The organism is Burkholderia sp. AU16482, from assembly GCF_002223285.1.
In the GTDB taxonomy this organism is placed as follows: Bacteria; Pseudomonadota; Gammaproteobacteria; order Burkholderiales; family Burkholderiaceae; genus Burkholderia; species Burkholderia semiarida.
On the sequence record NZ_NKEY01000006.1, the window covers coordinates 148,592 to 169,146 of the forward strand.

General features: G+C 67.9%; 19 protein-coding genes and 1 pseudogene. 15 read left to right on the plus strand and 5 right to left on the minus strand.

The features are described 5' to 3' along the window. Positions 1-47 precede the first annotated feature (47 nt). The 12 genes and pseudogenes from CFB35_RS18025 to CFB35_RS18085 all read left to right on the plus strand — a co-directional run bounded on the left by CFB35_RS18025 (position 48) and on the right by CFB35_RS18085 (position 11,798). Entirely contained in the window at positions 48-545 is a 498-nt protein-coding gene (locus CFB35_RS18025; RefSeq protein WP_089465379.1) for a hypothetical protein, read from the plus strand. Further along, the gene (locus CFB35_RS18030) at positions 545-1,924 is read left to right on the plus strand and encodes a tripartite tricarboxylate transporter permease (RefSeq protein ID WP_059579912.1); all 1,380 of its coding nucleotides are present in this window, start codon (positions 545-547) and stop codon (positions 1,922-1,924) included. The genes CFB35_RS18025 and CFB35_RS18030 overlap by 1 nt, the downstream gene beginning before the upstream one ends. 254 nt (positions 1,925-2,178) lie before the next feature. Beyond that, a complete protein-coding gene (locus CFB35_RS18040; protein WP_059640422.1) occupies positions 2,179-3,222 on the plus strand; it encodes an alpha/beta fold hydrolase in 1,044 nt (347 codons plus the stop codon). Next, on the plus strand, positions 3,222-3,764 hold the full coding sequence (locus CFB35_RS18045; RefSeq protein ID WP_059579916.1) for a cytochrome P460 family protein: 543 nt from the start codon (positions 3,222-3,224) through the stop codon (positions 3,762-3,764). The genes CFB35_RS18040 and CFB35_RS18045 overlap by 1 nt, the downstream gene beginning before the upstream one ends. Positions 3,765-4,043: 279 nt before the next feature. Further along, a complete protein-coding gene (locus tag CFB35_RS18050; protein WP_059579919.1) occupies positions 4,044-4,364 on the plus strand; it encodes a DUF4148 domain-containing protein in 321 nt (106 codons plus the stop codon). A gap of 84 nt (positions 4,365-4,448) precedes the next feature. Then, the gene (locus CFB35_RS18055; RefSeq protein WP_059580317.1) at positions 4,449-5,240 is read left to right on the plus strand and encodes an alpha/beta fold hydrolase; all 792 of its coding nucleotides are present in this window, start codon (positions 4,449-4,451) and stop codon (positions 5,238-5,240) included. Between the two features lie 75 nt (positions 5,241-5,315). Then, positions 5,316-6,715 (plus strand): annotated as a pseudogene (locus CFB35_RS18060) (amidase family protein). A 371-nt stretch (positions 6,716-7,086) separates the two neighbouring features. Beyond that, positions 7,087-7,557, plus strand: a complete 471-nt coding sequence (locus tag CFB35_RS18065) for a rhodanese-like domain-containing protein (protein ID WP_089465380.1) — start codon at positions 7,087-7,089, stop codon at positions 7,555-7,557. Between the two features lie 28 nt (positions 7,558-7,585). Beyond that, entirely contained in the window at positions 7,586-8,536 is a 951-nt protein-coding gene (gene epsC, locus CFB35_RS18070; protein WP_089465381.1) for a serine O-acetyltransferase EpsC, read from the plus strand. Then, positions 8,533-8,754 (plus strand): helix-turn-helix domain-containing protein, encoded by a 222-nt coding sequence (locus CFB35_RS18075; protein WP_011356215.1) that lies wholly within the window; start codon positions 8,533-8,535, stop codon positions 8,752-8,754. The genes epsC and CFB35_RS18075 overlap by 4 nt, the downstream gene beginning before the upstream one ends. A 136-nt stretch (positions 8,755-8,890) precedes the next feature. Beyond that, positions 8,891-9,823 (plus strand): family 2A encapsulin nanocompartment shell protein, encoded by a 933-nt coding sequence (locus CFB35_RS18080; RefSeq protein ID WP_006479760.1) that lies wholly within the window; start codon positions 8,891-8,893, stop codon positions 9,821-9,823. After that, positions 9,798-11,798, plus strand: coding sequence for a family 2A encapsulin nanocompartment cargo protein cysteine desulfurase (locus tag CFB35_RS18085; protein ID WP_089465382.1), 2,001 nt, complete (start codon positions 9,798-9,800; stop codon positions 11,796-11,798). Before CFB35_RS18080 ends, CFB35_RS18085 begins: the two co-directional genes overlap by 26 nt. A 265-nt stretch (positions 11,799-12,063) precedes the next feature. On the opposite strand, the gene CFB35_RS18090 is transcribed toward CFB35_RS18085, so the two are convergent. From CFB35_RS18090 to CFB35_RS18105, 4 genes are all read right to left on the minus strand, one after another. Continuing rightward, positions 12,064-12,678 carry a LysE family translocator gene (locus tag CFB35_RS18090; RefSeq protein ID WP_060967952.1) on the minus strand — a complete coding sequence of 205 codons (615 nt, stop codon included), beginning with the start codon at positions 12,676-12,678 and terminating at the stop codon, positions 12,064-12,066. Between the two features lie 185 nt (positions 12,679-12,863). Further along, the gene (gene groL / locus CFB35_RS18095) at positions 12,864-14,504 is read right to left on the minus strand and encodes a chaperonin GroEL (protein ID WP_059579935.1); all 1,641 of its coding nucleotides are present in this window, start codon (positions 14,502-14,504) and stop codon (positions 12,864-12,866) included. A 12-nt stretch (positions 14,505-14,516) separates the two neighbouring features. Then, positions 14,517-14,807 (minus strand): co-chaperone GroES, encoded by a 291-nt coding sequence (locus CFB35_RS18100; protein WP_011694564.1) that lies wholly within the window; start codon positions 14,805-14,807, stop codon positions 14,517-14,519. 154 nt (positions 14,808-14,961) lie between these two features. After that, entirely contained in the window at positions 14,962-15,921 is a 960-nt protein-coding gene (locus CFB35_RS18105; RefSeq protein ID WP_059579937.1) for a LysR substrate-binding domain-containing protein, read from the minus strand. Between the two features lie 183 nt (positions 15,922-16,104). Between CFB35_RS18105 and CFB35_RS18110 the strand changes: the two genes are divergently transcribed. From CFB35_RS18110 to CFB35_RS18120, 3 genes are all read left to right on the plus strand, one after another. Next, positions 16,105-17,226, plus strand: coding sequence for a M20 aminoacylase family protein (locus tag CFB35_RS18110; RefSeq protein WP_373453019.1), 1,122 nt, complete (start codon positions 16,105-16,107; stop codon positions 17,224-17,226). A 50-nt stretch (positions 17,227-17,276) separates the two neighbouring features. Further along, complete coding sequence (locus CFB35_RS18115) at positions 17,277-18,059, plus strand: ABC transporter substrate-binding protein (RefSeq protein WP_059579942.1); 783 nt, start codon at positions 17,277-17,279, stop codon at positions 18,057-18,059. Between the two features lie 136 nt (positions 18,060-18,195). Continuing rightward, entirely contained in the window at positions 18,196-19,380 is a 1,185-nt protein-coding gene (locus tag CFB35_RS18120) for a porin (protein WP_059579945.1), read from the plus strand. A gap of 72 nt (positions 19,381-19,452) precedes the next feature. On the opposite strand, the gene CFB35_RS18125 is transcribed toward CFB35_RS18120, so the two are convergent. Next, entirely contained in the window at positions 19,453-20,472 is a 1,020-nt protein-coding gene (locus CFB35_RS18125; RefSeq protein ID WP_059579948.1) for an NAD(P)-dependent alcohol dehydrogenase, read from the minus strand. Between the last annotated feature and the right edge of the window lie 83 nt (positions 20,473-20,555).

Genomic DNA, 20,555 nt, shown 5'->3' on the forward strand with positions numbered 1-20,555 from the left:
GCGCCGCGCCGGCACGGCCGGCGACATATCAAACCAGGAGGAGACACATGGAACAGACCGGTTCAAGCGCCGTCGCACCCGCGCCGCATCGCGCCCGGCCGTTGGCCGGCGCCGATGCGGCGGCCACGACGCTCGTCGAGGTATGGGGCGACACGGTGGCGACGAAGCATCTTGCGTGGTCGGTGCTGCTCGGCATCGCGATCAGCCTCGGCGCGTTCGAGGTCGGCCGCATCGCGCTCGCATCGTTCGTGCACGACGCGGCGATCGCACGCGCTTACGCGATGCTGATCGGCCTGGGCGGCTGCCTGCTGGGCGGTGCGATCTGCGCGCGGCTGTTCAAGCCGAAGCGCACGGTGATCGAACAGGCGGCGGGCGGCGCCGAGCGCGACGACGCATTGCGGCAACTCGCCGACGCATCGGGCGGGCTCGGCTCGACGAACGACCTGTCGCCCGCCGCGCGCGCCGAGATGGAGGAACTCGGGTTGCTCGACCTGTTCGCGTCGTACGACGCCTCCACCGGGCGCGCCCGCGCGGGAGGCCGCTGATGGACGCGCTGCTGCATGCATTGCCGGCCGCGTTCGCGATGGGGCTGCTCGGCGCGATCGTGTTCTCCGCCATCGGCCTGATCTCCGGCACCGACGAAACGACGACGATCGCGCCGCTCACGTTGCTCGTCGCGCTGCTCGGCGTGCCGCCGGCCGGCGTGTTCACGTTCTTCCTCGCGGGCGCGGTGGCCAAGCACATCACGCACGCGATCCCGACCGCGCTGCTCGGTATTCCCGGCGACACGATGGCCGCGCCGCTGCTGCAACAGGCGACGCTGCTGCGCGCGCTCGGCGTGCCGCACATCGCGCTGCGCAAGATGATCTCCGGCGCGATCGTTGCCGCGTTCGTCGCGCTGCCGCTCGCGGTGCTGTTCGCGTCGCTGCTCGCGCCGTTCGGCGCGGCGATCGCGAAGGCGGCGCCGTGGGTGTTCCTCGCGGCGGCCGTCGGCATCGCGTATTTCTCCGCCGGGCGATGGGCGTCGGTACTGCTGCTCGTGCCGTTCGTGATGCTGGTGGTCGGCTTGCAGGCGCTCACCGGTCGTTACGGCGTGAAGCTGAGCGTCAGCTACTTCCTCGGGATCGCGATCGGGCCGCTGGTGGCCGACCTGTTCTCGATCCTGTCGCCGGCCGAGCGGCGGCGTATGCGTCGCGACGGGCCGTCGACGTTCGTGCTCGCGCCCGACGTGAAAAGCTGGCGCGGCTACTTCCCGAATCCGCTGAAGGTGCTCGACCGCGAGCAGGTCGCTTGGACGGTCGGCACGGCCGCCGTGTCGAGCGCGACGTTCGTGTTCAGCCCGGTCGCGATGACGGTGCTGATGGGCGAGATCGTCGGTGCGCGCGTGCGTCATGCGTACCAGCGCCTGACGACCGTGATCGCCGCGCGCAACGGCGTGACCGAGGCGACCTACATCGCCGAAGCGCTGATTCCGCTGATCGCGTTCGGGCTGCCGCTGAGCCCGGTGGCGGCCGGACCGGCCGCGCCGCTGTTCAATGCGCCGCCGCGCTTCACGGTCGATGCGGCGAGCGGGCAGATCCACAACCTGCATACGCTGATGAGCTGGCCGGCGTTCCTCGGCTACGGGCTGCTGTCGATCGTGCTGGCCGCGCTGATCGCGTATCCGCTCGCGATGCACCACGCGCACCGCGCGGCGTCGTTCGTCGCGCGCAAGCTGAGCCATGAAGCGATCATCGCGACCTTCGCGGGGCTGATCGTCGTGATCGGCGTGTGGGAAGGGCAACTGCTCGGGCTCGCCGTGATCGTGACGATCGGCCTGTTCGGTGGAATGTTGTCGCGCCTGTTCGCGTTCAACACGGGCGTGCAGTTCATGGGCTATTACGTCGCGGTGCTCAGCGTGCCCGCGATCGCCAAACTGTTCTGACGCGCCGGCGCCGGTCGCGGATGCCCGGCCATCGCGGCGAAACGTCGCTTTTCCGACGATTTTTGAATCGCTTTTTGTCGTGTTCGCACACAGATACGTTGGGATACAAAGCGCCCGGTCCGTTCGGATATAAAACCGGTGAAGCGATTCACACGACGGCGCGGTGCGATGCGCCGCCGCTGCGAACGACGATACCGGATTGCCCGCACGTGCCGCGGGCCCCTTCCTTAGCGATCGACAATGGAGAACGAGTCATGTCCGATAACGTGAACACCCGCCGCCGCCTGATCCTGGGCTCGACGCTGGCGAGCCTCAGCCTGGCCGACCTCGGCTTCAGCGCGCTTGCGCATGCGCAGTCCGCGCCCGATGCATCGGCCGGCAAGCGTGCGGCCGGCGCCGCGTCGCTGGGCACGATCCACCAGATCGACGCGGGCGTGCTCAACGTCGGGTATGCGGATCTCGGCCCGAAGAACGGCCCGGCCGTGTTCCTGCTGCACGGCTGGCCGTACGACATCTACAGCTACGCGGAAGTCGCGCCGCTGCTCGTCGCGGCCGGCTATCGCGTGATCGTGCCGTACCTGCGCGGCTACGGCTCGACGACGTTCCGCTCGGCCGACACGGTGCGCAACGGCCAGCAGGCCGTCACGGCCGTCGACATCGTCGCGCTGATGGATGCGCTGAAGATCGACCGCGCGGTGTTCGGCGGTTACGACTGGGGCGCGCGCACGGCCGACGTCATCGCGGCGCTGTGGCCGCAGCGCGTGAAGGCGCTGGTGTCGGTGAGCGGCTACCTGATCGGCAGCCAGGCGGCGAACGCCAAGCCGCTGCCGCCGAAGGCCGAGCTGCAGTGGTGGTACCAGTTCTATTTCACGACGGAGCGCGGCGAACTCGGCTACGCGCAGAACCGCGATGCGTTCAACAAGCTGATCTGGCAGCTCGCGTCGCCGAAGTGGCAGTTCTCCGACGAAACCTTTGCGCGCACGGCCGCGTCGTTCCAGAATCCCGATCACGTGGCCGTCGTGATCCACAACTATCGCTGGCGCCTCGGGCTCGCGAAGGGCGAAGCGCAATACGACGACATCGAGCGGCGTCTCGCGGCAGGCCCCGCGATCGCCGTGCCGACGATCACGATGGAAGGCGACGCGAACGGCGCGCCGCATCCGGAGCCGGCCGCGTACGCGAAGAAGTTCACCGGCAAGTACCAGCACCGGACGATCACCGGCGGCATCGGCCACAACCTGCCGCAGGAAGCGCCGCAGGCATTCGCCGATGCGATCCTGCAAGTGGAGCATCTGTGATGCGGGCCCGCGTGGGAGTGTGGCGGCGCGGTGCGCGCCGGGTGGTCGCCGCGGGCGTGCTGCTGGCCGGTGCGTGGTCGGCGAGCGGGCCGGCCGCGTTCGCGGAACAGCCGAAGCCGGCCGCGGCCGCGTCGCCGATCTACGGCGTGACGATTCCGCCCGGCTATCGCAAATGGGAAATGGTCGCGCCGGCAGAGGAAGCCGCGCCGCTCGACGAGTTGCGCGTGGTGCTCGGCAATCCGGTCGCGATCCGCGCGCTCGAAAAGGCGACGCTGCCGTTTCCGGATGGCACGATCCTCGTGAAGCTCGCGTACAAGCGCAAGCAGTCCGACGAGTTTCCGCCGGCGACGGTGCCCGGGCAGGCGACGACCGTGCAGGTGATGGTGAAGGACTCGCGCCGCTATGCATCGACGGGCGGCTGGGGCTTCGGGCGCTTCATCAACGGCGTGCCCGCCGACATCGGCCAGCATCAGACGTGCTTTGCGTGTCACCAGGCGCGCGTGAAGAATCACGATTACGTGTTCACGCGGCTCGCACCGTGACGTGACACGGCGGCGTGAAGTGGATGGAAAGGCGTGCCTTGCGAGGCACGCTTTTTTTTCATGGAGTGCGCGGCGGGGGGCGAAACGGATCACGCGCGTTTGTATCGCACTGTATCTGCGGTCGTTCCTGAAAAACTGGCATGCAGAACGCCCCGGTTTCGGAAACATGCCGGATACGTGCGCGGGTTCTACTGTCGACATGCAGCAAGCGTTCAGCGCCAGACGTTCACGCCGAATGCCAAGTGATCGACACCCCAACTTCCTTCAAGGAGAACTCTCATGAAAGCCGCTCGAATCCTCGCCGTTGCCGTCCTCGCCGTCGCTCCGGCCCTGTCGTTCGCCGATACGGGCCACGGCCTCACGCGTGCCGAAGTGCGCGCCGACCTCATCCGCCTCGAGCAGGCCGGCTACAACCCGGCCGGCAGCGAAGCGCACTACCCGGACGATATCGCGGCCGCGGAGCAAGCCGTCGCCGCCGCGCAGCAGGTCGCACGCTCGGACCAGAACGGCCCGTCGAAGTCGCAAGGCGACAACGTGGCCGATGCGTCGACGTCGGCCGGCCATCGCGACGCCGCCGACGACCTGTACGCGCATTCGTGATCGGTCGCCGCGCCTGCCTCACGTAGGTGTGGCGCGCACTGAAGCACTTCACTTGAACAACACGACAAAGATAGGAGCATGACGATGGCCGGTTTGATGAAACGCGTTCTGGTATCCGCCGCGGTAGTCGGCGGACTGTTCGGTGCGGTCGCGGCGCAGGCCGCACCGAAGGAAGACCTGAAGGGCACCAACGTCGTGCTCGTGCACGGCGCGTTCGCCGACGGGTCGAGCTGGAACCGCGTGATTCCGCTGCTCGAGGCGCGCGGGCTGCACGTGGTGTCGGTGCAGAATCCGCTGAGTTCGCTCGCCGACGATGCGGCCGCGACGAAACGCACGATCGACGAACAGAAAGGGCCGGTCGTGCTGGTCGGCCATTCGTGGGCCGGCGTCGTGATCAGCGACGCGGGCAACGACGACAAGGTGAAGTCGCTCGTGTACGTCGCGGCGTTCGCGCCCGACAACGGCCAGTCGATCGCCGACGTCACGCAAGGGCTGCCGGCGCCGTCGTGGGCCGGGGAGCTGCGCAAGGACGCGGGTGGTTTCGCGCGGCTGTCGGACAAGGCGATCGCGCAGGATTTCGCGCCGGATCTGCCGCCCGCGCAGCAGCGCATCGTCGCGGCGACGCAAGGGCCGTGGTACGGTGGATGCATCTCTGAGAAGGTCACGCAGGCCGCGTGGCATGCGAAGCCGTCGACGTTCGTCGTCGCGACGCAGGACCGGATGATCGATCCGAAGCTGCAGGAAGCGATGGCGAAGCGGATCGGCGCGACGGTCGCGCGTGTGAACGGCAGCCATGTCGCGATGCTGAGCCAGCCGAAAGCCGTGGCCGATGCGATCATCGCCGCCGCCGAGCGCACGAAGCACGATACGCAGTGAGCGAATGCGGCGCCGCGCCTTCGTGAGGATGCGCGGCGCCTTGAGTGATGGCGATGTTTTCCACCAGGAGAAGTGATGACGCAACTCTGGCAACTGTCGGCGACCGAACTCGCGAAACGCGTGCGGCAGCGTGAAGTATCCGCGCGCGACGTGGCGGAATCCGTGCTCGACCGGCTGGACGCCGTGAATCCGGCGATCAACGCGGTGGTCGAGCATCGCCCCGACGACGTGCGGCGGCAGGCCGACGAAGTCGATCGTGCGATCGCGCGCGGCGACGATCCGGGGCCGCTCGCGGGCGTACCCGTCACCGTGAAGATCAACGTCGACCAGGCCGGCTATGCGACGACCAACGGTACGCGCTTGCAGGAGAGCCTGATCGCGCAAGCCGACAGCCCGGTGGTCGCGAACATCCGCAAGGCCGGCGGCGTGCTGCTCGGCCGCACCAATTCCCCGACGTTCGCGTTGCGCTGGTTCACGTCGAATCTCGTGCATGGCCGCACGCGCAATCCGCGTAATCCGTCGCTGACGCCGGGCGGATCGAGCGGCGGCGCGGCGGCGGCCGTCGCGGCCGGATCGGCCCGCTCGCGGTCGGCACCGACATCGGCGGCTCGGTGCGTTACCCGGCCTATGCGTGCGGCGTACACGGCATCCGGCCGTCGCTCGGCCGCGTGCCGGCGTTCAATGCATCGTCGCCCGAGCGGGCGATCGGCGCGCAACTGATGTCGACGGCTGGGCCGATCGCGCGCACGATCGACGATCTGTCGCTCGCGCTGCGGGCGTTCTCCGCACCGGACGCGCGCGATCCGTGGCACGTCGCGGTGCCGTTCGACGGGCGCGCGGTGCCGAAGCGCGCGGCGTTGTGCGTGCGTCCGCGTGGCCTCGAGGTCGTGCCCGAAGTCGAGGCCGCGTTGCGCGATGCCGCGCGTCGGCTCGTCGATGCAGGCTGGACCGTCGACGAGATCGACGATACGCCGCCGATGCGCGAGGCGGCGCTGCTGCAGGAGCAGCTGTGGCTGGGCGACGGGTTCGACGCGCTGGCGAACGCGGTCGAGCAAGACGGCGATCAGGGCGCGGCCGCGGTGATCGCCGCCGTGCGCGGCAAGGTGCGCGACCTGCCGGCCGACGTGATCAGTCGCGCACTGGTTCGACGCACGACGCTGACGCGGCAGTGGCGGCTGTTTCTCGATGAGTATGCGGTGTTGCTGCTGCCTGTTTCCGCGGAACTGCCGTTCCCCGACGATCTCGACCGGCAAGGGCCGGACGGGTTCGAGCGCGTGTGGGAAGCGCAGCTCACATTGCGCGCGCTGCCCGCGATGGGGCTGCCGGGGCTGGCCGTCACGACGTCGCTCGTGAACGGCGTGCCGGTGGGCGTGCAGGTGGTGGCCACGCATCATCGCGAGGATCTGTGTCTGCTTGCCGGGCGCGATATCGAGGCGCGTGGCGCGCCGGTTGCGCCGGTCGATCCGGTGGCGTGATGTGCTGACGGCGCGTGCATCGACGAGGCTCGGCGGCTTCGTCGGTGCATCGCGTGGCTCGTGTCATTTCGAATTCCATGACGACGCGCGAAATGTGCGCCGATCGTCCCCCTCCTTTCTTTCAAACCCCTTCGATGCACAGCATCGAACGGCGTCGCTCCCCATCTCCAGCCTGCGATTGACCGCGCGCCGATAGCGCGCGTCCGCTATTGCATTCCCCGCGGCGCTGATTAGGAAATGAATTTTTATTGGTTCTGCTTCCCCGACCGCACTCGCATAGTGGCGCTGACGGCTATAGACAGCACGCAAGCTGCGACGGCCGCATTCCCGGTGTTTTTGTTCATACGAATCTGCGAGAACGAGGAAGTGTCATGACGGTTGAACTGCAAGAACGAACCGCTGCGCAGCAGGCGCTCGAAGACGCGCGCGCGGCAGCCGTGGCGGCCGGCACGCCCTACGCGGGCGGCGTCGCGCCGCAAGCCGCGTGGGCGCTGTTCGCGGCGGGCGATGCATTGCTGGTGGACGTGCGCACGGCCGAGGAACGGAAATTCGTCGGTTACGTGCCGGAGTCGCTGCACGTGCCGTGGGCGACCGGCACGAGCCTGACGCGCAACCCGCGCTTCGTGCGCGAGCTGGAAGCAAAGACCGGCAAGGATGCGGTCGTGCTGTTGCTGTGCCGCAGCGGCAACCGCTCGGCGCAGGCGGCCGAGGCTGCCACGAAGGGCGGTTTCATGCAGGTATTCAACGTGCTCGAAGGCTTCGAGGGCGACCTCGACGACCGGCAGCATCGCGGCGGCCGCAACGGCTGGCGCTTTCGCGGCCTGCCCTGGGCGCAGGATTGATTCACGGCCGTTACGGGGAGAAAGCAGCATGGCCGCGTTCGACATCGACGACATCGTTCAATCGCTGCAGACGGTGCGCCGCGCATGGCGCGAAAAGCAGCGGCGCTCGCTCGAACCGGGCGGGCGCGATTTGCCGGCGCGCGAGGCACTCGCGCAGATCGTCGGCGCGCTGAAGGGTGTGCTGTTCCCGATGCGGCTCGGGCCGCCCGACCTGCGGCAGGAAAGCGAGAACCTCCACGTGGCCCACGCGCTCGACGCGGCGCTGAATGCGTTGCTCAGTCAAGTGACGCTCGAATTGCGCTACGCGGCGCGTCAGCGCAATGCCGACGGGCCGCTCGACAACCTCGACGAAGTCGCGTCGAAGGCCGTGCAGGCATTCGCCGCGCGCCTGCCGGAGATTCGCAGGCTGCTCGACAGCGACGTGCTGGCCGCCTTCCACGGCGATCCGGCGGCCGGCAGCGTCGACGAGGTGCTGCTGTGCTACCCGGGCATCCTCGCGATGATCCACCACCGGCTCGCGCACGAGCTGTACGGGCTCGGCCTGCCGCTGCTCGCGCGGATCATCGCCGAGCAGGCGCATGCGGAAACGGGCATCGACATTCATCCGGGCGCGCGCATCGGCGCGGGCTTCTTCATCGATCACGGCACGGGCGTCGTGATCGGCGAGACGGCGATCATCGGCGAGCGCGTGCGCGTGTATCAGGCCGTCACGCTCGGCGCGAAGCGCTTCCCGCGCGATGCGGCCGGCCATCTGGAGAAAGGGCTGGCCCGCCATCCGATCGTCGAGGACGACGTGGTGATCTATGCGGGCGCAACGATTCTCGGCCGCGTGACGATCGGGCGCGGCGCGGTGATCGGCGGCAACGTGTGGCTCACGCAGGACGTGCCGCCCGGCGAAAACGTCACGCAGGCCGTGCTGCGCAGCGAAGCGAACGCCGCGCCGCGCACGGCGGCGCGCGTCGCCTGGGAGGCGCGATGAGCGACCTCATCCATCACTTCGGCGCCAACGTGCGCAAGCTGCGCGAGGCGCGCACGTGGTCGCAGGAGCAACTGGCCGAGCATGCGGGGCTGAACCGCTCGTACGTCGGCGAAATCGAGCGCGGCGAGGCGATCGCGTCGATCGTCACGGCCGACAAGATCGCGCGCGCGTTCGACGTGTCGATCTCGACGCTGCTGCCGGGCGCGTACGTCACCTGAGCTCGCGCCGCATCGTTTCCCCCTCGGTTGCACGACCTGACGGCTATAGCATGTTGAGCCGGCACGGGCGTGCTTCCGATAATCACCGAGCGTCATAAGCAATCCCGTTTTTCATCTTAAGAACCCGGAGCCACACATGTCGACCGTTGCAAGCGGCACGGCCGCGCTGAGCGATCACGCCGCCCGCCAACTAGCGAACGCTACCAAGACCGTCCCCCAGCTTTCCACGATCACGCCGCGCTGGCTGACCCATCTGCTGCAATGGGTGCCGGTCGAGGCCGGCATCTATCGGCTGAACCAGGTGAAGAACCCGGAAGCCGTGCGCGCCGCGTGCACGCAGCTCGAGGACGAAAGCGTGCTGCCGCAGACCTTCGTGCCGTACGAGGAACAGCCGCGCGAATACTTCCTGAACGCGGTGAGCACGGTGCTCGACGTGCATACGCGGATCTCCGATCTTTACAGCAGTCCTCACGACCAGATCAAGGAACAGCTGCGCCTGACGATCGAGACGATCAAGGAGCTGCAGGAAAGCCAGCTGATCAACAATCCCGATTACGGGCTGCTCGCGAACGTGACCGACGAACAGCGGATCTTCCCGCTGACGGGCGCGCCGACGCCGGACGATCTCGACGAGCTGCTGACGAAGGTGTGGAAGGAGCCGGCGTTCTTCCTCACGCACCCGCTCGCGATCGCCGCGTTCGGCCGCGAATGCACGCGGCGCGGCGTGCCGCCGCCGACGGTCAGCCTGTTCGGCTCGCAGTTCCTCACGTGGCGCGGCATTCCGCTGATCCCGTCGGACAAGGTGCCGGTCGCGGACGGCAAGACCAAGATCCTGCTGCTGCGCGTCGGCGACAAGCGTCAGGGCGTCGTCGGCCTGTATCAGCCGGGCGTCGCGGGCGAGCAGGGGCCGGGCCTGTCGGTGCGCTTCATGGGGATCAACAACCAGGCGATCGCGTCGTACCTGATCTCGCTGTATTGCTCGCTCGCGGTCCATTCGCCGGATGCGCTGGCTGTCCTCGATGACGTCGAAATCGCCAAGTTCCATGACTATCCCGACACCTATCGTTAATCCCGGCGTGGCCGCCGGCGACGCGCACGCGTTGCCGCACGCGCCGCTGCCGGCCGGGTTGCCCGATCCGGCGACGCTCGCGCGGCTCGCGTCCGAGTTCTTCGCGACGCCGCCCGGGCAGGCCACCGCGCCCGGGCTGTCAGCGGGCAGCGGCGCGGTCGGCGGCGTGCCGTCGGCATTGCCGGCGGCGGCGCCGATCCTCGCGTCGGCCAGCAACCCGGTGCCGGGCGGCTCTCCGCTTGCAGGCCCGGGCGGAGCGGGCACCGGCGTGCCGGGGCTCGCGCTGCCGCAAGGCAAGGTACCGGGCGCGAACCTCGCGCCGTCCGCACCGACGCATGTGCTGTCGCTCGGCAACCGCGCCCCCGCGCTCGCGCCGCATGCGGCCGCGCAGAACGGGCTGCCCGACAACGCCGTGTCGATCGCGCCCGCGCTCGAACCGCGGGTCGGCGGCGCGGCGCTCGGCGTGCCGCAGGTGAACGCGGCCGCACCGGAAGGCGCGACGAAGGCGTCGCCGTACTACTTCACCGACGGTTCGCTGCAGGGCTGGCAGGCGACGCCGCAGGACATCGTCGTGCCGTCGAACGGCCTCGCGTCGCCGGAAGCGTTCGGGTTGCCGGGCGACGACGCGCTGCGCGAACTGCTCGCCGTGCGTCGCGACGTGCCGGTGTCGCGTGGGTCGGGGGCCGACGTGCCGCGCTACTTCATCGACGACGCGCAGGCGGCCGAGCCGCAGGGCCAGCCGTATCGCGGCGCCCACCCGCCGTTCGACGTGAACGCGATCCGCCGCGATTTCCCGATCCTTCAGGAGCGCGTGAACGGCAAGCAACTCGTCTGGTTCGACAACGCGGCGACGACGCACAAGCCGCAGGCCGTGATCGACCGCCTCGCGTACTTCTACGCACACGAGAACTCGAACATCCACCGCGCGGCCCACGCACTGGCCGGCCGCGCGACGGATGCGTACGAGCATGCGCGGGAAACGGTGCAGCGCTTCATCGGCGCATCGTCGCCCGACGAGATCGTGTTCGTGCGCGGCACGACCGAGGCGATCAACCTGATCGCGAAGACGTGGGGCGTGCAGAACGTCGGCGAAGGCGACGAGATCGTCGTGTCGCATCTCGAGCATCACGCGAACATCGTGCCGTGGCAGCAGCTTGCCGCGCAGAAAGGCGCGAAGCTGCGCGTGATTCCGGTCGACGATTCGGGGCAGGTACTGCTCGACGAATACCGGAAGCTGCTCAACGATCGCACGAAGATCGTGTCCGTCACGCAGGTGTCGAACGCGCTCGGCACGGTCGTGCCGGTGAAGGAGATCGTCGAGCTCGCGCATCGCGCGGGCGCGAAGGCGCTGGTCGACGGCGCGCAGTCGATCTCGCACATGCGGGTGGACGTGCAGGCGCTCGATGCGGATTTCTTCGTGTTCTCCGGGCACAAGATCTACGGGCCGACCGGGATCGGCGTCGTGTACGGCAAGCGCGCGATCCTCGACGACATGCCGCCGTGGCAGGGCGGCGGCAACATGATCGCGGACGTGACGTTCGAGCGCACGGTGTTCCAGCCGCCGCCGAACCGCTTCGAAGCCGGTACCGGCAACATCGCGGATGCGGTGGGGCTGGGTGCCGCGCTCGATTACGTGAACCGCGTCGGCATCGAGAACATCGCGCGCTACGAGCACGATCTGCTCGCGTATGCGACGAGCGTGCTCGCGCCGGTGCCGGGCGTGCGGCTCGTCGGCACCGCGCGCGACAAGGCGAGCGTGCTGTCGTTCGTGCTGAAGGGCTATGAAACCGAGGAAGTCGGGCAGGCGCTGAACGAAGAGGGCATCGCGGTGCGCTCGGGGCACCACTGCGCGCAACCGATCCTGCGGCGTTTCGGGCTCGAGGCCACGGTGCGGCCGTCGCTCGCGTTCTACAACACGTGCGACGAAGTCGATGCGCTGGTGAGTGTCGTCCGGAGACTGGCGGCGCGACGTTGACGTCGTCGTTCTCGTTGCGCCGATGTTGTCCACTTGCGGCGGCCTTCGCGGGCCGCCGCGAGCGTTTTCATGCTACCCGCTCAGAAGCGCACGACCGGCTTCTTCTCGACGTTGAATCCGTCGCGCAGCATGCCCGTGATCGAACGCACGCGTTGCGATGCGCGACGACCGCATCGACGTCGTGTTCAGGCGTGCGCGGGAATGCCCGCCGGGGCGGCATGGCAGGTGAACGGCGAGCATTCGAAACGGACAAATACGCAGCGAATCAACGTCCGGCCAGCATCCGGCCGCCGACCCCTATCAGCAACAGCCCGGCCGCCGTATCGAGCACGGCCTTGCGCCGGACCAGCAGCCGGCGCACCGACGGGTGCGACGCGAGCAGCGCCATCGTGCAATACCACGCGGCCGAGATCGCGACCGACAGCACGACGACCGACAGATCGAGCCACGCCGGCGCGTGGGCCGGCACCATCAGCGCGAAGATGCTGCCGTAGAACGCGACGGATTTCGGGTTCGTCATGCTGACGACGTAGCCCTTTCTCGCCGCGTGCCAGTCGGACATCGCGGCCGGCGCGGAAACGGGCAGCGGCTTGCGCGCGGTCGCGATCATCTTCAGGCCGAGCCAGATCAGGTACGCGGCGCCCGCCAGCCGCAGTGCGGTGTGAACCCATGCGACGTGCGTGACGAGCAGGCTCAACCCGCCGATCGCGATCGCGGCCCAGGTGCCGGACGCCGCGGCCAGGCCGAGCCCCGTCATCACGCCGGCGCGACGCGACGCGACCGCGGTGGAGGTGACGATCACGAAGTTGGGGCCCGGGCTGGCGACGCTCAGCAGCAGGACGCCGGCGAGCGGCAGCAGGGTGTTGGCGATGGGCGACATGGGGTGGAAGCGGCGTGGCGGAACGGGTCTTGATCTTACCCGAGCGCGGCAGGCGGCTTCGTCGAACCCGGCATTCCGTGGCGCCAAAGCAAACAACGCGTGACGACTTCCGTCGCCACGCGTTGTTGCAGGATTCTGCCCAACCGCGCGCAGGCCGACAAACCGGCGCGCACGCTGCCGCGTCGTCAGAAATCGAACCCCGGCCCGCCCGCACCCGGGCCGCCCGGCGCGGCGGCCGGCGCCGCGTCCTTCGGCGCTTCGAACACGGTCGCGTCCGTCGTCAGCAGCAGCCCGGCCACCGACGCCGCGTTCTGCAGCGCGGTGCGCGTGACCTTGGTCGGATCGAGCACGCCCGATTCGACGAGGTCGCCGTACTCGCCCGTCTGCGCGTTGTACCCGAAGTTGCCCGTGCCTTCGGCGACCTTCGCGACGACGACGCTCGCTTCCTCGCCCGCATTCGTGACGATCTGGCGCAGCGGTTCCTCGAGCGCGCGCAGCACGATCTTGATGCCCGCGTCCTGATCGGCGTTCGCGCCCTTCAGTTCGCGGATCGCCTGCCGCACGCGGATCAGCGCGACGCCGCCGCCCGGCACGATGCCTTCCTCGACGGCCGCGCGCGTGGCGTGCAGCGCGTCGTCGACGCGGTCCTTCTTCTCCTTCACCTCGATTTCGGTCGCACCGCCGACCTTGATCACCGCCACGCCGCCCGCGAGCTTCGCGACGCGTTCCTGCAGCTTCTCGCGGTCGTAGTCGGAGGTCGCCTCGTCGATCTGCACGCGGATCTGCTTCACGCGCGCCTCGATGTTCTTCGCATCGCCCGCGCCGTCGATCACCGTGGTGTTTTCCTTGCCGACCTCGATGCGCTTCGCCTGGCCCAGTTCTGCCAGCGTTGCCTTCTCGAGCGTCAGGCCGGTTTCTTCCGCGATGACTTGACCGCCGGTCAGGATCGCGATGTCCTCGAGCAGCGCCTTGCGGCGATCGCCGAAGCCCGGCGCCTTGACCGCGACCGTCTTCAGGATCCCGCGGATGTTGTTCACGACGAGCGTCGCGAGTGCTTCGCCTTCGACGTCTTCGGCGATGATCAGCAGCGGCCGGCCCGACTTGGCGACCTGTTCGAGCACCGGCAGCAGGTCGCGGATGTTCGAGATCTTCTTGTCGTGCAGCAGGATGTACGGGTTTTCGATCTCGGCGATCTGCTTGTCCGGATTGTTGATGAAGTACGGCGACAGGTAGCCGCGGTCGAACTGCAGCCCTTCGACGACGTCGAGCTCGTCGGCGAGCGACTTGCCGTCCTCGACGGTGATCACGCCTTCCTTGCCGACGCGGTCGATGGCCTCGGCGATGCGCTGGCCGATCGATTCCTCGCCGTTCGCGGAGATCGTCGCGACCTGGGCGATTTCCTTGCTGGTGGTGGTCGGCTTGCTGATCTTCTTCAGTTCGTCGACGGCCGATGCGACGGCCTTGTCGATGCCGCGCTTCAGGTCGAGCGGATTGAGCCCGGCCGCCACGTATTTCTGGCCTTCTCGGACGATCGCCTGCGCGAGCACGGTGGCCGTTGTCGTGCCGTCGCCGGCCGCATCGCTGGTGCGCGACGCGACTTCCTTCACGAGCTGGGCTCCGATGTTCTGCAGCTTGTCCGCGAGTTCGATTTCCTTCGCGACCGACACGCCGTCCTTCGTGACGACGGGCGCGCCGAAGCTGCGTTCGAGCACGACGTTGCGGCCCTTCGGCCCGAGCGTGACCTTCACCGCGTTCGCGAGGATGTTGACGCCTTCGGTCAGCTTCGACCGGGCGATGTCGCTGAAAATGATTTCCTTGGCTGCCATGATTGCGCTCCGTTATTGATTGACGACCGCGACGATGTCTTCCTCGCGCAGCACGAGAAACTCGTTGCCGTCCACCTTGACGGCTTGCCCCGCGTACTTGCCGAACAGCACGCGCTCGCCGACCTGAAGGTCGGGCACGATGCGCTGGCCGTCCGTGTCCTTGCGGCCGGGGCCCACGGCGATGACTTCGCCCTGATCGGGCTTTTCGGCGGCGCTGTCGGGGATCACGATGCCCGACGCGGTGGTGGTTTCCTGATCGAGTCGCTTCACGATCACGCGATCGTGCAAGGGGCGTAGGCTCATTGGTTCGTCCTGTGCGGTTCTGTCGAAATTGGCTGGCACTCTTTGGCAGAGAGTGCTGACGAGTATAAAAACGCGCGACGGCGCGATCCAATAACGGATTTCGAAAAGCATTTGCGCGAATGCGCTATGGACGAACAGCAGCCGGTGCAGGCCGTCAGATCAGCAGCGACACCGTCTTGAACAGCGCGAGGTCCTCCTTGCGCGCGGATCGCGCGTGCCGGCGGATGACATGCAGCAGGCAATCGATGAAGCAGCGCGCGGCGTCGCTGAGCGTGCTGCTGCGGCGCGTGACGATGCCGAGCTCGCGCGGTTCGAACGTCTCCTTCAGCGACAACGCGCGCATCCGGTCGCCGGACGGCGGCACGGCCGCGAGAATCGTCGGGCACCACGTGCACATGTCGGCCTGTTCGAGCATCGTCTGCAACATCGCGACCGACTGCGCGCGGACGATGCGCCGCTCGTCGATCCGGGCGCCGTGGCGCGTGAACAGATAGTCGACGAGCGCGGCCTGCCCGTCGGCCGCGAAGTTCAGCACCCAGTCGTTGTCGAGCAGGTCGTGGATCGACCGCGCGCGTTCGAGCGGATGGCCGGCGCGCACCATGACCGACGTCTCGTAGCGCAACATCGGCTCGCATGCGAATTCCTGCGTGCCGCCCGGCTGCACGTGCCCGAGCGCGAAATCCATGCTGCCGTCGCGCAGCAGCGGTTGTGCGACGGCCATCAGCGCGTCGTAGAGTTCGAGCCGCACGTCGGGCATGTGCTCGCGAAATCGCAGCACCGCTTCCGCGAGGAACGTCATCGTGAGCCACGGCGTGACACCGATGCTCAGTCGGCCCTCGACGCGGCCGCGCATGCGTTCGAGATCGCTCTGCGCGTGTTCGAGCTGTTTCAGCACGAGCCTCGCGTGCGTGAGCAGCGTCTTGCCGTAGTCGGTGAAGCCGATCCCCTCCGGCGCGCGCACGAGCAGCGGCAGGCGCTCGCTCGCCTCCAGCTCGCGCAGCGCACGCGTGACGGCCGCCTGCGACAGCCCGAGCGAGCGTGCCGCGCCGCGAATGCTTCCAGCCTCCGCGCTGGCGACGAGCGCCTGCAACTGATGCAGCTTGATCGTGCTCATGGTGCGATACCCGACAACGAAAGGTTGTCATCATAACGAAACCGAGGCTGTTCGACGGGATTTTCGCTACCTACGATTAGGGCACGATCGGTCATTCGGGCGATCGGCAACCGGAATGCATCGAGGAGAATTGGGTTGGACCATTCATCCATTCAGCCGGAAATGGCGGCGATCGAGGCGGAGATGATCGCGCTGCGGCGCCGGCTGCACGCGCATCCGGAGCTGGGTTTCGACGAGCATGCGACGAGCGATCTCGTGGCCGAGCATCTGACAACGTGGGGTTATCGGGTGACGCGCGGGCTCGGCGGCACCGGCGTGGTCGGCACGCTCACGCGCGGCGCCGGGAAGCGGCTCGGGCTGCGCGCCGACATGGACGCGCTGCCGATTCGCGAGGCCACCGGGCTGCCGCATGCGAGCCGGCACGACGGCGTGATGCACGCGTGCGGTCACGACGGTCATACGACGATGTTGCTCGCGGCCGCGCGCTGTCTGGCGGAACGTGCACGCTTCACGGGTACGCTGAACCTGATCTTCCAGCCGGCGGAGGAAGGGCTCGGCGGCGCGAAGCGGATGATCGACGACGGGCTGTTCGTGCGCTTTCCCTGCGACGCGGTGTTCGCGATGCACAACGTGCCGGGCCTGCCGGCCGGCGTGCTCGGCTTCTGCGACGGCCCGGCGATGGCGTCGGCCGACGAGGTGCGGGTACGTGTGACCGGGCGCGGCGGGCATGGCGCGACGCCGCACCTGACGGTCGATCCGGTGGTCGTTTGCGCGTCGATCGTGATGGCGCTGCAAAGCGTCGTGTCGCGCAACGTCAATCCGCAGGATCTGGCCATCGTCACGGCCGGGTCGATTCATGCGGGCACGGCATCGAACGTGATTCCCGCGCATGCGGAGCTCGCGCTCAGCGTGCGAGCGCTTTCGCCCGACGTGCGCGCGCTGCTCGAAACGCGCATTCGCGAGATCGTGCACGGGCAGGCCGCGAGTTACGGCGCGACGGCCGAGATCGATTACCGCCACGACTATCCGGTGCTGGTCAATCACGCGGCGGAGACCGCGTTCGCGCGCGACGTCGCCCGCGAATGGGGCGGCGATGCGGCGCTGATTCCGCACCTGAAGCCGATCGCGGCCAGCGAGGATTTCGCGTTCATGCTCGAAGCGTGCCCCGGCAGCTACCTGTCGATCGGCAACGGCGACGGTGTCGGCGGTTGCGGGCTGCATCACCCGGGTTACGACTTCAACGACGCATGCGTCGCCATCGGCGCGAGCTACTGGATTGCGCTGGCGGAGCGCTACCTCGCCTGAGGCGCCCGCACGCTTTCGATCGACGATTCACACACGCAAGGAGACTGGCAATGAAGACATGGATGGCGGCGCTCGCGGTGGCGCTGGCGGCAGGAACGGCGCAGGCGGGCGACTGGGCGGGCAAGGAGATTCGTCTCGCGGTCGATCCGACTTATCCGCCGCTCGAATACAAGCTGCCCGACGGCACGCTGACGGGCTTCGGGATCGACATCACGAACGCGTTGTGCGCGGAGTTGCGTGCGCGCTGCGTGTGGGTCGAGTCGAGCTTCGACGGGATGATCCCCGGGCTGCTCGCCCGCAAGTTCGACGTGATCGCATCGTCGATGACGATCACGCCGAAGCGGATGCAGCAGATCGCGTTCACGAACCGGATCTCGAACGCGCCCGCGCGGCTGATCGCGCGCAAGGGTTCGCCGCTGCTGCCGACGGCCGCTGCGCTGAAGGGCAAGCGGGTAGGTGTCGAGCAGGGTTCCGCGCAGGCCGATTACGCGATTGCGAACTGGCAGCCGGCCGGCGTGCAGATCGTGTCGTATCAGAACCAGGACCAGGTCTACGCCGATCTCGTGACGGGCCGGCTCGACGCGGCATTCCAGGCGTCGATCGCGGCCAGCGACGGTTTCCTGAAGAAGCCGCAGGGCAAGGACTTCGCGTTCGTCGGCCAGGCGATCGACGACGTGAAGTACTTCGGGCAGGGCGACGGACTCGGGCTGCGCAAGCAGGACAACGATCTGCGCGAGGCATTCAACCGCGCGCTCGCGACGATTCTCGCGAACGGCACGTATCAACGGATCAACCGGAAGTACTTCGACTTCGACATCTACGGCGCGAAGTAACGCGCGGGACCGGCACGAGGGGACGGTGCGCGGCGAGCCGTGCACCGGAAACGGAAGCAGCATCGCACCTGTGCGAGCGGCGGACCATGAACCGCCGGCTCGTCACGGTAAATCATATCGATAAGGATTACATATAATGAAATGGAGATTCGTTTTCGTCGCGATTCCGGCGCTGTGCGCGGCGCCTGCGTTCGCGCAAGGCAGCGTCACGCTTTACGGCCTCGTCGACGCGGGTATCGACTATACGAACAACGTCGGCGGGCACGGCGCGTGGCAGATGGCAAGCGGCTTCGCACAGGGTAGCCGCTGGGGGCTGAAGGGCACCGAGGACCTCGGCGGCGGCTACAGCGCGCTGTTCCAGATCGAGAACGGTTTCAACGTCAACAGCGGCACCCTCGCGCAGGGCGGCCGCATGTTCGGGCGGCAGGCGTACGTCGGGCTCGGCAGCGCACGGTTCGGCACGCTGACGCTCGGCCGGCAGTACGACGCGCTCGTCGACTATCTGGCGCCGACCACCGCGAACGGCAGTTGGGGCGTCTATCCATTCTCGCATCCGTTCGACAACGACAATACCGGCAACACGTTTCGCGTGAACAACACGGTCAAGTACGCGAGCCCGGATTTTTCCGGATTTTCGTTCGGCGGCACGTACAGCTTCAGCAACGACACGGGCTTCGCGAACAACCGGCAATGGAGCGTCGGCGCGCAGTACGAGCACGGCGGCCTGCTCGTCGGCGCGGCGTTTCTCAACGCGGACAACCCGGGTGCGACGTCGGGCGGTGCGATCGCCGGTTCGGGGGCGGTCGGCGCCGATGCCAATTTCGCGTCGGCGCGGTTGCGGATCTTCGGCGCGGGCATCAACTACACGGCGGGGCCCGCGACGGTCGGCTTCGCTTACACGAACAGCAACGTCACGCGGCCGGGCGCGAACGTCGGCTACCTGTTCGGCGACGAAACGATCGAGCCGGTGACGGGCCCGCTTGCGGGCGGCACGGTCACGTCGATCAAGTACCAGAACTTCGAAGTGAACGGCAAGTATCAGTTCACGCCGGCGCTGTTCGTCGGTGCGCAGTACGTGTACACGACGGTGCGCTATGACGCGACGACGGGCTCCGCGAAACCGAAGATCCATTCGATCGGGCTGATGGCCGACTACAACCTGTCAAAGCGCACGGACGTGTACCTGATGGGCGCATTCCAGCGCGTGGCGGGCGACGCGACCGGCTCGTCGCTCGACCAGGCTTACATTCCCGGTGCGGCGGATCTGTCGTCGACGTCGAAGCAATTGATGGTGCATGCCGGGATTCGTCACAAGTTCTGACGAGGTCATCCGGGAAGCGGCGAGCGCGGCACGAGGCCGTCCGTCGCTCGCCGCCCGTGCATCTCGCGTCGCTCATTGAGCGACGCGAATCACGACCTTGCCGAAGTGCTGCCCCGACTCCAGGTACGCATACGCCTGCGGCGCTTCGTCGAAGCCGAACACGCGATCGACTACCGGCTCGATCCGTTTCGCGTCGACGAGCCGCACGACGTCGTCGAGCATCGTGCGGCTGCCGACCATGAAGCCGTGCAGCCGCCGGAAGCCGCCGATCAGCGGCAGCAGCGCGAGTTCCGGGCCGCCGAAGCTGCTGAGTCCGCCGATCACCGATACGAGGCCGCCCAGCTTCGTCGCGGCGACCGAGCGCGGTAGCGTGTCGCGGCCGCCGACTTCGACGACCAGATCCGCGCCGGCGCCGCCGGTGAGCCGCAACACTTCGTTTTGCCATTCGGGTGTCGCGCGATAGTTGATCGTTGCGTCCGCACCGAGTGCGCGGGCGCGTTCGAGCTTCGCGTCGCTCGACGAGGTCACGATCGTGCGCAGCCCGGCCGCCTGCGCGAGCTGCAGCGCGATGATCGACACGCCGCCGGTGCCGAGCAGCACGACGGTCGCGCCCGGCGCCAGCCCGCCGTCGACGAACAGCGCGTTCCACGCGGTGACGCCCGCACACGACAGCGTCGCCGCCTTGTCGTAGTCGAGATGCGCGGGAATCGCCACCAGCGCCGTTTCGTCGGCGACGAAGCGTTCGGCCAGCACGCCGTCGAATTGCGCGCCGGGCGAGCCCGATACTTTGTGCGGCGTCGGCGGCCCGTCGATCCAGCGCGGGAAATAGGTATTGATCACGCGGTCGCCCGGCTTGAAGCGTGTGACGTCGCGGCCGGTCTCGACGACTTCGCCGGCGCCGTCGGCGACCGGGATCAGCGCTTCCTTTCCGATGCCGAGATAGTCGCCGCGCGCGAACATCAGGTCGCGATAATTCAGCGCGGCCGAGTGGATCTTCACGACGACGTCGGTCGGCCCGACCGGATGTTCCGTCGCATCGACGCGACCGAGCCCGGCAATGCCGTCGCCCGGTTTGATTTGCCATGCATGCATGTCGGCTCCTTTTCGAGATAGTCGGGACTATCATAGTGTCGCGCCCGGGGACGCATTGGCGAGAATTCGGCCAACGATTGTCG